The following is a 12,955-nucleotide window of genomic DNA, read 5'->3' on the forward strand; positions in this document are numbered from 1 at the left end:
TATTAGTAATTGACGGTATAAATACTTTACTATTTTTCCTAGATTTTCTTAATTTACTTCAGAACCTAAACAGGCTTGACAATCTTCACCCAAGTGAGATTTATCAATATTAAGCTGTTCCAATACATCTTCCACTTTAACATGATGACATATTTGACATGTTCTTGAAATTAAATCAGCTTTAGTAGCTTCACCTTCAGATAATTGACGTGCAAAATCTTGAATCATTTTTCTTACACTGTCTTCAAGCTTGATTCCACTACCTCTTTTGTCAGTAATATATTGTGATACAGCCGGTTGGGTAATATCCATAAGTTCTGAAACATCTTTTTGTCTCATACCCAAGTTTAAAAGTTCTTTTGCTAATTCTGACCTAATAGCTGGTATTACATACCAAACTACAATTTCACAAGGCGGTTTCATTATTTAATTCCTCCTATCTCTTAAATAAATCTTCGAGAGCTTCCTGTTCATCTCTAATATCATCAGCCGAACAAATTTCATTTTTATCAAATAAAAGTTGAATGTGCTTATCATTTTCTTGAAGATGCTTATTAATAGTCTTAATTGCATCTGCAACAGGGTCAGGAAGTTTGTTGTGATCCAAATCAACTTTCTTATGAGGTACACCTTTATGTTTTACAATACGTCCAGGAACACCAACACAAGTTGATTCTGAAGGAACATCTTTCAAGACAACTGCACCAGTACCAATCTTGGAATATTCACCAACAGTGATATTACCCATTACTTTAGCACCAGCCCCTATAATAACTCCTTTTTCGATTGTAGGATGTCTTTTAGTTTTTTCAGTACTAGTTCCTCCAAGAATTACACCTTGATAAATTAATACATCATCACCAATAATTGCAGTTTCCCCAACAACAACACCCATACCATGATCTATAAATACACGTTTACCGAATGTTGCACCGGGGTGAATTTCAATACCTGTAATAAATCTGGCCAAATTGGAATTCATACGAGCAAGAAGTTTGAAAGAATGAGTCCAAAGCCAATGACTGATTCTATGCATCAATAATCCATAGAAGCCAGGATAACACAAGAAAATTTCTAATGTTGACCTAGCAGCAGGATCTTTTTCCTTAATAGCTTTAATTTCATCCTTCAAATTATCAAACATTCAATAAACCTCAACATAATCTAATATATCATATAAAAAAATATAACATATGATATAAATTATATAACATATAGTATATAAATGTTGTCTTATTCAAATAACCATTCAACAGAGAGATATCTTTCACCATTATCCGGTAAGATAGCAATTATTCTTTTACCTTTGTTTTCTTCCCTTTTAGCTAATTGTAAAGCAGCCCAAGTAGCAGCACCAGAAGAAATACCTGCAAAGATACCTTCTTCTTTAGCAAGTGCAACTAAAGTTTTTCCTGCTTCTTCACTAGGAACTGGGAAAATTTCATCAATGACATCAGAGTCATAAATAGATGGAACAAATCCAGCACCAATACCTTGGATTTTGTGTGGTCCTTTTACACCTTTAGCCAATGTTTGTGATTCTTCAGGTTCTACTGCAACGATTTTAACATCAGGAATTACTTCTTTTAATGCTTTTCCAATACCAGTAACAGTTCCACCAGTACCTACTCCAGCAACAACAATATCGACATTTCCATCAGTGTCTCTTAAAATTTCCTGACCTGAAGTTTCGTAATGAATTTTAACATTAGCTTCATTGTCAAATTGACCTAAAATGATTGAGTTTGGATCAGCTTCATTTAATTCTTTAGCTTTTGCAATAGCCCCACCCATTCCTTCAGAACCTGGAGTTAATACAATTTCAGCACCATAGATAGCTAAAAGTTTTCTTCTTTCAATAGACATAGTATCAGGCATAGTCAAGATTACTTTGTAACCTTTTGCAGCTGCAGCAAAACCAATTCCAATACCAGTATTTCCACTAGTTGGTTCAATAATTGTTGATCCTTCTTTGAGTAATCCTTTTTCTTCCGCATCTTCAATCATTGCAACAGCAACACGGTCTTTTACACTACCAGTTGGGTTGAATGCTTCCATTTTTACATCGACTTCTGCATCTAAATCTTTTGTCAAGTTGTTCAATCTTATGATTGGGGTGTTTCCGATTGCATCAACTACACTGTCAAGTACTCCTCTTTTTAATTCTGGGACATTTACCATATTCTTATTCTCCTAATAAATTATTTGTTTTAAATGGTATATTAAAAGGGTTATCTTAAAAGTCATATAACTATAGTTATAATAACTATTGTTATATAACAATGTTTTATTATATAAATGTTTTGGAAAAATTTTGGCGTGACTAAAAATAATTGTAAAAATCAAGAAAAATGTAATAAAAATTTAACAATCATAATATATTTTCCTCAAAATAATCACAAATATCAGTGCAAGGACAAATTTCACACTGAGGAGACATCGGTTTACAAATATTTTGACCAAACTGAACCATCAAATCATTTAATTTAATCCATAAATCCTTAGGAGCTATTTTTGTAAGCTCAACTTCAGTTTCTTCAGGATCTTTAGTATCAACCAAACCTAACCTGTTGGAAATTCTGTGAACATGAGTATCTACCGGAATTGCTGGAAGCTCAAAAGCAAAAACCATTACACAATTTGCAGTTTTTCTGCCCACCCCTGGAAGTTTTAGCATTTCTTCAACAGTATTTGGAACTTCACCACCATATTGATCAATCAAAATCTGTGAAACTTCCTGAATTCTTGCAGCTTTTACATTATAAAAACCAGCAGGCCTTATTAATTCCTTTACATCATCAATTGGAGCTTCTGCAACTTCATAAATGTCTTTATATTTTGAAAATAAATTGTTGGTTGCTTGATCAGTATTTTCATCACGTGTCCTTTGGGATAAAATGGTTCTGACCAATACCCGATATGGGTCATGGTCCTGGAAAGTCCTTATTTCAAAAGTATCATCCAAATATTCAACCAATTTGATTACTCTTTCTTCTTTACTCATTCAACCAACTCCAGTTCAAATCCAAGTTCTGCCATTGTTTCAATGAAATTAGGGAATGACACGTCAAATACGGCTCCATTTGTAATTTGAATATCATGTTTAAGACCAATAAGTGAAAATGCCATTGCAAGTCTGTGATCTCCGTGTGAATCCACTACACCAGAAGTTACACCACCTGTAATACTCATACCATCTTCATGCTCAACCAATTTACATCCAAGCTTTTCAAGTTCACGACAGGTAGTATCAATCCTATCAGTTTCTTTTACTCTTGCATGAGCAACACCAGTAATATTAGTTGTTCCTTCAGCCATTGCAGCAAGTACGGCAACAGTAATCAATAAATCAGGAGCATTTGAAAGGTCAACATCAATTGCTTTTAGATTACCATCAGAAGTGATTTCAACATAATCCTCACCACGAATAATAGTTGCACCCATATCCTGAAGAATGTCTAAAATAAACTTATCTCCCTGCTTTGAAGTTCTAAACAAGTTTTTTATTCTAGCACTACCGCCGTTAATAGCAATTAATGCAAGCAAATATGATGCAGATGAATAATCTCCTTCAACAGTATAATCAAAAGCAATATATTCCTGTTTAGGGATTTTGAACTCATCAATTCTGCAGCTTTGAACATCCTGAGTACAATCATCATGTTTTAAGTAATAAGCTTTAATTGATTTGGCGCCAAATTTTCTCATAATATCCCATGTCATATAGACATAGGGTTTTGATTTGAATTCAGGCAATACATATAAAGTAACACCACATTTAGACAATGGTGCAGAGATTAAAATTGATGAAATGAACTGTGAACTAACATTACCCATAATATTAGTTTCACCACCCATATATCCTGGCTTAATCAATATTGGTGCTTTTTCATTATCATTCAATGATTCTGTTTCGACTCCTAAGGGTTTTAAAGCATCCATCAAAAGACCCATTGGTCTTGTCTGAAGAGATTCATCACCAGTTAAAATAACCTCATTATCACTTAATGCTGCTACAGATGTCATCAATCTAAGTGTAGTTCCTGAATTTGCAAGATCAATTGGACCATCATTGGAATTATGGAGCTTACCATTGGTTCCTACGACTTCCAAATAATCATCTTTTTCATTTATTTGTGCACCTAATGCTTTACATACTCTAATAGATGCCAAAGTATCCTCAGAATACAACATATCATAAAGTTTAGATGTTCCTTTAGCTAAACTAGCAAGAATAACTGCTCTGTGAGAATAACTTTTAGATGGAGGTGCCTTAACCTCACCACCAATATTTGAAATATTTTTTACCTTAAGAATCATTTTATCGACCAAAAAAAGATATTAAACATACTAATATCCCATAACTTTTCTAATATAAGATTTAAACAAGATACTTAATTAAATTTTTGGAAAATACTATTATTTTAATTGAAATAATATTTTCTAATCAACAAGATTATCTATTTTATCAAAAAGTTCATGATAGTTATTAAAAAGACATTGATACTCCTCATCATTTTTAGACATTAAAACTATTTTTAACTTTTTATCATCATGAAAGATTTTTACTTGATTAGATTCAAGAGTATTATGAGATGCATCATCAATTAATAATTTAATTTCATTATATGCATTTTCAGTTAAATTATACATTCTATTATGATTTAATACATCCATTGCATGAATAATCCCACCATCTTCATTATCAATACAAGAAGACAATCTTATATTTGCAGTCATATAATAAGGGGCTTCTATTTTATCTCTACGTAGTACAATTGAAATTTTTGAGATTACATGATCATCATCACAATTTTCATTTACAAATTTAATCAATTGAAACTGTTTTATATTTGCACCATTATTCCTAAAAGTCATAATAATATATTATTTTTATAAAATATTTAAGTTTGAGGTAGTTAAAAAGAAACAAAGAACAAGAAGATAAAAAATCATTTAATTAATAATATCACCATATTTTTTAACTAAACTCAATAAATAATTATCTATGAAGAAATTGAAAAATTAAAAGCTGGCCTTGAATACTGTTATGATGATGAAGAAGTAGATAGTCTAAAGCAAAATGCAATTAAAAACTGCAGAATCTACAATTCAATCAGTGATGAGGATAAACAGGCACAATATGACTTTTTATGTGAAATGTTAGGATCCGTAGGTGATAATGTTTGGATTGCAAAAACATTTAACTGCGATAATGGAAAAAACATTTTCATTGGAGACAATTTTACAGGAAACTTTAATTTAACCATTTTAGATGTAAAAGAAGTTTACATTGGAGACAATGTAATGATTGGACCTAATACAACAATAACAACTGTTGGTCATCCTTTAACTCCGAAAGGTAGACGCCAGCACTTGGCACAAGCCAGTGAAATCCATATTGGTGATGATGTATGGATTGGAGCTAATGTAACAATTCTTCCAGGAGTCAGAATAGGAAACAATGTTGTAATCGGTGCGGGAGCCGTTGTAACAAGAGACATACCAGATGATTCATTAGCAGTCGGTGTTCCTGCAAGAGTTATAAAAGAACTTGAAAACGACATATAAATAGTATTAAGTTAATAACAAAATATATACTATTTAAGTCGTGTTAATTATGGATACGGTTACTAAAGAAAAATTGAAATTGGCTCAAAGATTCAAAAAAAATTGATGAAGCTGAAGACATTTACAGGGAATTTTGGCAAAAAACACCTGAAAGTTTCAATCAGTTTGATAAAACTACTTTTAGTTGGATTTTATACAACAAATACATTAAAAATAATGAATACAATGAGGAGATGCTTGATGCTGCAGATTTGATTACTGAAGTCAAACAACAGGAAAATCAAACTCAAAACAGTAAATATCCATGTCCATATACCTTAGCGGTTTTGAAAGTGCTTGAATCATTAAACAAGAACAATGACTTTGAAGAGGTTATAATGTGGAGTGAAAAAATCAATCCAGATTACTTAAACACTAAGGCCAGCGACTTCAATGGAAGGAAATACTCTTCAAATAAAGAAAAATTCTATAGTCAAATCACTAAAGCTCTTTTAAAACTTGATGATATTGATGCTTGCTATGAACTATCAAAAAAAGCACTCCAATTATTTAGAATACAGTATTAGACTCAATAAAGAATGGTCTATTGAAGACCGACTAACTGAAGAAATTGAAGAAGCAGGACTTGATACCGCAAATACTGAATACTGGAAAATCAAAAAAGACCTTAAAAACTTCTGGAATAGTCTGAAATATAAAGACCAGGAACTCAAAACTGGAATAATCAGCAACATATTGCTTAATGGAAAAGTGGGATTCATTGATGGAGATGATGGAAACTCATATTTCTTTAGAAAATTTGACTTTAGAGGTAACAACTCCGAATTTAAAGAATACACAAGTGTTAGTTTTTACATTGAAAATAGGCTTGACAAATCCAAAGGTGAAATTAAACCAAATGCAGTAAATATTAATACAATATAATTAAAAATATATTATAGGTGATACTATGGGATTATTCGATAAAGTAGTAGGTCATGCAGAAGTTGGTGGAGACACCGCAATCGTAGACGAATACCTCGCTCCAGGCGAAGAAATTATTCAATCTTTCCATTTTATAAGAGATTCAGTTATCTTAACTAATTATGGAATTTATACTATAGATGTACAAGGATTAAGTGGTAAAAAGGTAGAAGTAAAATTCTTCCCTAAAAAAACAATTAAAACCATTTCTTTTGAAAGCGCAGGATCATTTGATTTAGATGTTGATATTAAAATTGGTGTAAGCAACAACCCAATAATTTTGGTTGAAGGCGGATCAATGAATGTACCAATATCATTCAAAGTTCCAAAAGCACAAGCAGAAGAAGCAAAACAAATTGTACATTTAGTAAAAGAACACTATTTATTATAAGCTATTATTTAGCTTATATTCTATTTTTTTAAATTATTATATATAATAAGAACCAAATTATAAATCATATACTTTTTTTCTCATATCACTACAACATGTAGAGATAGAATTATATTAGGGTAAGATTTTATGTCAGTGAGTTATGATAAAAAGAACAATAGTTTTTCATTTATGGAACAGAAGAATTCAATTTGAATTTCGAAGATGAACCATACAAAATAGAAACATTCGAAAATTCATTAATTAAGGAACACAAAAGTATTAAAATCGCTATTTTAATACCTCATGAAAACAATACTAATTTTATTTTCCAATATATGAGTCCGGAATTTGCTAAATACTATAATACTACATCCGAAAAGTTTATTGGAAGATCAATTAAACTGATTTATCCAACAATGAGCAAAAATATATGTTCTATTGTTAAAAATGTTTATGAAACAAAACAAAAGGATACAGTCTATTTTTATTATTATGACAATAATGAATTAAAATATGCTCTTAAATTGAATATTCAATATACAGATGCTGGTTATTTGTCTGTTTTAGCAGAAGATTATACTGCCCAAATTAAAATTACAGAATTAAGTAGTTTGAATAAATCTTCATCATATATTCAAAAAACAAAAAAGATTGCAATCGGTACAAGATTCAACAATGGAATTCACAGTTGGAGTGATGGAATCTATGAAATTCTTGAAAGAGAACCCCATTCATCAGATAAAACACATAATATAATTTTTGATATTGTAGTTCCAGAAGAAAGAGAAAAACTTGAAGAACTCAAACAATTTTTAAGAGACAATCCTAAAAAAGCATACGAAGAAATATTTTCTATATTAACAGATACAAATAAAATTAAATCCATAAAAATTGATATAAAGAAAATATTTGATGATAATAATGAACTTATAAAAACAGTTGCAATTTTATATGATGTTACTGAAGAACTTAAAACCCAAAAAAATACAGAATACTAAACGATTTAAATTCATCAATTAACTATTACTTCAACATCAGCGGTTTTGTAATTAATTATGAAAACGATTATTATACTATTTCTGACAATACCATAAAAATGCTCCATCTCACTAAGAAAAACCCAAAATTATTAATATATGATCTTAAAGTAACATGACTAGCAGTTATGTTAAAAATACGTGCTTCATTTACATCACCTTGAGCATCAATAGCAAAACCATTACCATTAATAGTAACTGTTTTATTAATTTTAATTCCATGTTGTAAATCAGAATCACGATCAGGATTGTAAACATAGTCATTATCCAAATTTATGATCCCATTTTCAGGAGCTGCATCAATTAATGCTTGCAAGTCAACATAATTATATAGTTCACCTTCGCCAAGAACAGCATCATTTTCATCCACACCTAAACTAACCTTTTCATCACTATCAACATTTGATACACTTAAAGGTTGAGATTTAGATGAAATATTTGAAGATATATTATCTGCTTTGATTTCTTGATCATCATTTAAAGTGTTGACTGCAACATCATCATTTACATCAGACAAATCATTAGAATGCCCAACATCAGCACTTAATAATGCATCATTAGTACTATTAATAACATCTACAGCATCATCTGCCGCAGAAACATTTGCAATTGAAAAAATAACCACAAATAATGCCAATAATACTAACAATTTATTATTCAAAGCCACATACCTCCTTTTTATTAAATAATTTATCAGTTTTACATATCATTTTCACCATATATAAATCATATGAAAAATTTCTAAAACAGTTAAATAAAAATATTAAAAATTTATATGAAACTGTTTAAAAATAATAAAATAATAATTAAATTATAAAGAAAAAATATCTTAAACATTAAACAAATCACTAAAATAAAAATAATTATGAAAACATAGAAAAGATAAAAAAATAATTATTGAATAAAACCACAATAAATCAATATAAAAATAATTATTTATATAATAAATATTCAAAATATTAAATTATAATCTAAATATAACAAATGTTATGTACAATAACATAATTTAAAACCAGATTAAAATTAAATAAAGGCAAATTTAAAACCAATCCCCAATTTTAAAGATATTTACATCATAAAATAAACATTGAAAAATAATATCAAAAAAATATTACAGTATAAGCAAATTCAAACACTTAAATAAAAATTAAGCCCCAAAATAAAGGAATAAAGTTCAACATGAAATTAATTAAAATGAAAAATATAGTTTACAATATAATTTTTTTCATAAATAATCAAAATAGCTTATTTTAATAAATACAATCTAAATTTAGAATAAATAAAAATTTAATAAAAAATTAAAACTATTTAAATTAATGCATAATCTAAATTAGTGTAATGACAAAATAAAGAAGAATAAAAATATTTTTAAAATTCTATTGTATAACATAGACAATAGAATTTAGAAAAAAGATTGGATCCATTCACCAAACATTAATGTAAAATTTCCTTCAATAATACCTGCAATGACCATCAACACCAAAGATAAAATCAGCAATACAAGTGAATGTTTAAGTATACTCTTGTTCTTATCCCATGAATCTAGAAAACTCTCTTTTAGAGTTGTATTATTATTCTTAAACAATGTTTTGAAAGTATTGAATATAAATTTGAATAAAAAAATCCCTCCTGCTGATGAAAAAACCAATGAAGGAATTTCAAAAATTCCATGAGGTAATATCAAAGCTAAGAACATAATCCAATTAGATGGATCATTTGCAGTAATTGTACCCCCAACAACACCAATAATTAATCCATTAAAAATAATGGAGAAAAATGCCATAAATGCAAATAATATTGATAAAAAATAGGTCAATAAATTAGCACGAATATTATTAAGCATCAAAGAAATTGTTAAATTATCAGATCCTCCCAGTTCCACCATATTATCTATAACTGGAGAAATTGAATCATAAATTGCATCATGGAATATTATACCAAGCACAACGGATGCAATAAAAATAACAAATAACAAAAATATTAAATTTTTGCTTTCAGATAATGCTTCTTTAACTTCATTCTTAATAATCAACAAATATCTATTCATTTAATTACCCCTAATTAAGTGGATATATCTCATTAAAAGTAATTAAAATTTTTGTTGAATAATATATTGGATATTTTTATATATTGTATATATTCAAATTTCAAAAAATAACCTTATAAAACATACTTATTTCAACTATCACATTATATGAAATTAATCAAATAGAAAAGTTTTGAAAAAAATATTTTAAAATAAATGAAAAGGTCAAGTATAAAAAAAGAAAAAATATGAGAAGTAATCTATCTAATTACTTCAACAATCATATCTAAGTTTTCAGATTGTAAGATGTCAACCTTCTTACCGGATGCACCAACAATCTCCTTTTTGATATTTAACATATCTTCAGGAACTACAATATCACCGATGGTGAGTTCATGAGATTCATCTAAGACATTAGCGATTTCTTCAATATCAGTAGATTTTAAATAACCGATAATTTTACCAGCATCTCCTTTGAATTTAGGTCCAATTTGAGACATATCCGGTTCAACTTCGATGATTTTTTCATGTACATCAGGTTTTCCAGAACTGATTTCTAAATTATTGATTTTTAAAGTACCTTCAATATCTTCACCAAATTGATTAAATACATCAACTAATTCTTTATCAGAAGTGTATACATTAACTTCTGCAAGTTCTGCATTTAATGGAATTTTAGATGCTGATTTGAATCTTCTTACTTCATCGATTAATTCAACTGTAGTTTCTCCTTTGTTTTCCACATCTTCATTAATTAACTCTTCATTTATTTCAGGCCATGAAGTTGTATGAATTGACTGATCATCGAAGTATTGGTATACTTCTTCTACAAAGAACGGAACGATAGGAGCAAGTAATTTTAAGGATGTTTCAATTACACATCTTAATGTGTATTTTGCTGCTCTTCTTGATTCATCTGATACATCATTGTATAATCTGTATTTTACAGCTTCAATATACTCATCACAGAAATCATGCCAGAAGAATTTTTCAATTGAACTGATTGTATTTGCATAGTTGTATTCAGCAAATGCAGCATCAACAGTCTTGTTTAAGTTGTTGAGTTTGGATAAAATCCATAAGTCCAATGGTCCTAAGTTATCTTTAACTTCATCGTATGATACTTCTTCATCAAAGATTTGCATGCTGATAAATCTGAATGCATTCCAGAATTTTCTTAAGAAACGGTATCCATGTTTGATTTCTTTCCAGTCAAATGCTACATCTGAACCAGGTACACTGTTTGCAGCCCATGTTCTGAGTGCATCTGCACCGTATTGTTCAATAACTTCTTCAGGACCAATTACGTTTCCTCTGGATTTACTCATTTTGTATCCGTCTTCACCGAATACCATACCATTGATTACAATATCTGAAAATGGTTTTTGACCAGTGAGAGCTAAGCATCTAAGTGTTGTGTAGAACGCCCATGTACGGATGATATCATGTCCTTGTGGACGAATATCTGCTGGGAAGTGATTAATGTAGTCTTCATCAGGCCATCCTGCAATGGATAACGGTGAAATGGATGAATCCATCCATGTATCAAGAACATCTTCTTCTCCAATAAACTCTTCGCATCCGCATTCACATGCATGTTTAGGTTTATCTTGAGTTGGATCAATTGGTAAATCTTCTGCATCAGGCAACATGACTTTTCCACAGTCTTTACAGTACCATACTGGAATTGGGGTTGCAAAAATTCTTTGTCTTGAAATACACCAGTCCCATTCCATGGAATCCGCCCAGTTTACCATACGGGATTTCATGTGTTCTGGTACCCAGTTCATTTCTTCTGCTGCATCTTTAGTCTTTTTGATTAATTCTCTTACAGCTACGAACCATTGTTTTTTAACAAGAATCTCAATAGGAGTTTTACATCTCCAACATTGACCAACATTTTGATCTACTTGTTCTTGTTTTAATAAGTAACCTTCAGCATCCAAGTCATCTATGGTTTGTTTTTTAGCACTTGGTAAGTCCATTCCAGCATATCTTCCTGCTGCTTCGGTTAACTTACCAGTTTCATCCATAATGTCAATGATTTCTAAGTCATATTTGTTTACCCAACTTACGTCAGTTTTGTCCCCAAATGTACAAATCATTACTGCACCTGTACCGAATTCAGGATCTACTTCTTCATCTGCAATGATTTTTACTTTTTGATGTGATAATGGTACTTCCACATATTTACCTAAAAGATGAGTGTATCTTTCATCTTCCGGGTGAATTACAACAGCCACACAAGCAGCCATTAATTCCGGCCTGGTAGTTGCAATTAAAATACCTTCATCTTTAGGGTCTGCTTGTTTTCCTGATGCTTGTGAAGATACAATATCATCATATGAGTCTTCTACAGCAGGGGGGAAGTTAACATAGTTCAAGAATGTGGTATTGTCACTGTATTCAACTTCTGCAAAAGCAATAGCTGTTTCACAACGAGGACACCAGTTTACAGGGTGGATACCTTGATAGATTAATCCTTCTTCATACATTTTCAAGAAAGAGTATTGGGTCCTTCTTCTGTATTCCGGAGTCATGGTAATGAATTCACGGTTCCAGTCTTGTGAGAAACCCATTGCTTTCATTTGAGATTTCATGCTAGCAATGTTTTTAGTGGTTAAATCAACACAATATTCTCTGAACTGAGCCCTAGAAACATCATTTTTCTTGATTCCATAAGTTTCTTCAACTTTTACTTCAGTTGGAAGACCGTGGCAGTCCCATCCTTGTGGGAATAATACATCATGACCTTTTAATCTTCTGTATCTTGCATTCATATCAATATAAACCCAATTTAAAACATGACCTAAGTGTATAAGTCCTGTTGGGTATGGTGGGGGAGTATCAATTATGTATCTAGGACGAGATCCATCTCCAATATATTTGTAGATGTCTTCATCTTCCCATTTTTTCTCCCAAAACTTCTCTTTTTTAAAATCATAGTCTTTAGGAATTTCTTCGTTTGACATATATTTTCTCCTA

At 30.3% G+C, this 12,955-nt stretch carries 14 protein-coding genes and 1 pseudogene; 6 read left to right on the forward strand and 9 right to left on the reverse strand.

The genetic code is table 11. The annotated features are described in order from the left end of the window. Positions 1-48 precede the first annotated feature (48 nt). The 6 genes from MR875_09595 to MR875_09620 all read right to left on the reverse strand — a co-directional run bounded on the left by MR875_09595 (position 49) and on the right by MR875_09620 (position 4,878). On the reverse strand, positions 49-423 hold the full coding sequence (locus MR875_09595; protein MCI6995090.1) for a transcriptional regulator: 375 nt from the start codon (positions 421-423) through the stop codon (positions 49-51). A gap of 13 nt (positions 424-436) precedes the next feature. Next, positions 437-1,144, reverse strand: coding sequence for a serine O-acetyltransferase (cysE, locus tag MR875_09600; GenBank protein MCI6995091.1), 708 nt, complete (start codon positions 1,142-1,144; stop codon positions 437-439). Between the two features lie 89 nt (positions 1,145-1,233). Further along, the gene (cysK, locus tag MR875_09605) at positions 1,234-2,181 is read right to left on the reverse strand and encodes a cysteine synthase A (protein ID MCI6995092.1); all 948 of its coding nucleotides are present in this window, start codon (positions 2,179-2,181) and stop codon (positions 1,234-1,236) included. Positions 2,182-2,371: 190 nt separating this feature from the next. Further along, the gene (nth, locus tag MR875_09610; GenBank protein ID MCI6995093.1) at positions 2,372-3,004 is read right to left on the reverse strand and encodes an endonuclease III; all 633 of its coding nucleotides are present in this window, start codon (positions 3,002-3,004) and stop codon (positions 2,372-2,374) included. Further along, entirely contained in the window at positions 3,001-4,320 is a 1,320-nt protein-coding gene (gene aroA, locus MR875_09615) for a 3-phosphoshikimate 1-carboxyvinyltransferase (GenBank protein MCI6995094.1), read from the reverse strand. The genes nth and aroA overlap by 4 nt, the downstream gene beginning before the upstream one ends. 123 nt (positions 4,321-4,443) lie before the next feature. After that, positions 4,444-4,878 (reverse strand): hypothetical protein, encoded by a 435-nt coding sequence (locus tag MR875_09620; protein ID MCI6995095.1) that lies wholly within the window; start codon positions 4,876-4,878, stop codon positions 4,444-4,446. 138 nt (positions 4,879-5,016) lie between these two features. Between MR875_09620 and MR875_09625 the strand changes: the two are divergent. The 6 genes and pseudogenes from MR875_09625 (at position 5,017) to MR875_09650 (ending at position 7,905) form a co-directional block, all read left to right on the forward strand. Further along, positions 5,017-5,118, forward strand: a pseudogene (locus tag MR875_09625) (sugar O-acetyltransferase). Positions 5,119-5,160: 42 nt separating this feature from the next. Further along, complete coding sequence (locus tag MR875_09630; GenBank protein MCI6995096.1) at positions 5,161-5,571, forward strand: sugar O-acetyltransferase; 411 nt, start codon at positions 5,161-5,163, stop codon at positions 5,569-5,571. A gap of 233 nt (positions 5,572-5,804) precedes the next feature. Beyond that, a complete protein-coding gene (locus MR875_09635) occupies positions 5,805-6,137 on the forward strand; it encodes a hypothetical protein (protein MCI6995097.1) in 333 nt (110 codons plus the stop codon). After that, positions 6,082-6,495 (forward strand): hypothetical protein, encoded by a 414-nt coding sequence (locus tag MR875_09640; protein ID MCI6995098.1) that lies wholly within the window; start codon positions 6,082-6,084, stop codon positions 6,493-6,495. The genes MR875_09635 and MR875_09640 overlap by 56 nt, the downstream gene beginning before the upstream one ends. A gap of 25 nt (positions 6,496-6,520) precedes the next feature. Then, positions 6,521-6,925 (forward strand): PH domain-containing protein, encoded by a 405-nt coding sequence (locus tag MR875_09645; GenBank protein ID MCI6995099.1) that lies wholly within the window; start codon positions 6,521-6,523, stop codon positions 6,923-6,925. A 191-nt stretch (positions 6,926-7,116) separates the two neighbouring features. After that, positions 7,117-7,905, forward strand: coding sequence for a PAS domain-containing protein (locus MR875_09650; protein MCI6995100.1), 789 nt, complete (start codon positions 7,117-7,119; stop codon positions 7,903-7,905). Positions 7,906-7,975: 70 nt separating this feature from the next. Here MR875_09650 and MR875_09655 read toward each other — a convergent pair whose 3' ends face one another. The 3 genes from MR875_09655 to MR875_09665 form a co-directional block, all read right to left on the reverse strand. After that, positions 7,976-8,605: a hypothetical protein gene (locus MR875_09655; protein ID MCI6995101.1), complete on the reverse strand. Its 630-nt coding sequence runs from the start codon at positions 8,603-8,605 to the stop codon at positions 7,976-7,978. 741 nt (positions 8,606-9,346) lie between these two features. Continuing rightward, positions 9,347-9,991, reverse strand: a complete 645-nt coding sequence (locus tag MR875_09660) for a stage II sporulation protein M (protein MCI6995102.1) — start codon at positions 9,989-9,991, stop codon at positions 9,347-9,349. A gap of 239 nt (positions 9,992-10,230) precedes the next feature. Next, positions 10,231-12,942 (reverse strand): valine--tRNA ligase, encoded by a 2,712-nt coding sequence (locus tag MR875_09665; protein ID MCI6995103.1) that lies wholly within the window; start codon positions 12,940-12,942, stop codon positions 10,231-10,233. Between the last annotated feature and the right edge of the window lie 13 nt (positions 12,943-12,955).

Origin of the sequence: Methanobrevibacter sp., assembly GCA_022775905.1 — an archaeon.
Taxonomy (GTDB): domain Archaea; phylum Methanobacteriota; class Methanobacteria; order Methanobacteriales; family Methanobacteriaceae; genus Methanocatella.

Bases quoted from the DNA above. Each gene is read 5' to 3' on its own strand.
- cysE (MCI6995091.1), bottom strand. From the start codon at position 1,144: ATGTTTGATAATTTGAAGGATGAAATTAAAGCTATTAAGGAAAAAGAT.
- MR875_09660 (MCI6995102.1), bottom strand. From the start codon at position 9,991: ATGAATAGATATTTGTTGATTATTAAGAATGAAGTTAAAGAAGCATTA.
- MR875_09635 (MCI6995097.1), top strand. From the start codon at position 5,805: ATGCTTGATGCTGCAGATTTGATTACTGAAGTCAAACAACAGGAAAAT.
- MR875_09645 (MCI6995099.1), top strand. From the start codon at position 6,521: ATGGGATTATTCGATAAAGTAGTAGGTCATGCAGAAGTTGGTGGAGAC.
- MR875_09620 (MCI6995095.1), bottom strand. From the start codon at position 4,878: ATGACTTTTAGGAATAATGGTGCAAATATAAAACAGTTTCAATTGATT.
- MR875_09640 (MCI6995098.1), top strand. From the start codon at position 6,082: ATGCTTGCTATGAACTATCAAAAAAAGCACTCCAATTATTTAGAATAC.
- cysK (MCI6995092.1), bottom strand. From the start codon at position 2,181: ATGGTAAATGTCCCAGAATTAAAAAGAGGAGTACTTGACAGTGTAGTT.
- MR875_09630 (MCI6995096.1), top strand. From the start codon at position 5,161: ATGTTAGGATCCGTAGGTGATAATGTTTGGATTGCAAAAACATTTAAC.
- aroA (MCI6995094.1), bottom strand. From the start codon at position 4,320: ATGATTCTTAAGGTAAAAAATATTTCAAATATTGGTGGTGAGGTTAAG.
- nth (MCI6995093.1), bottom strand. From the start codon at position 3,004: ATGAGTAAAGAAGAAAGAGTAATCAAATTGGTTGAATATTTGGATGAT.
- MR875_09665 (MCI6995103.1), bottom strand. From the start codon at position 12,942: ATGTCAAACGAAGAAATTCCTAAAGACTATGATTTTAAAAAAGAGAAG.
- MR875_09595 (MCI6995090.1), bottom strand. From the start codon at position 423: ATGAAACCGCCTTGTGAAATTGTAGTTTGGTATGTAATACCAGCTATT.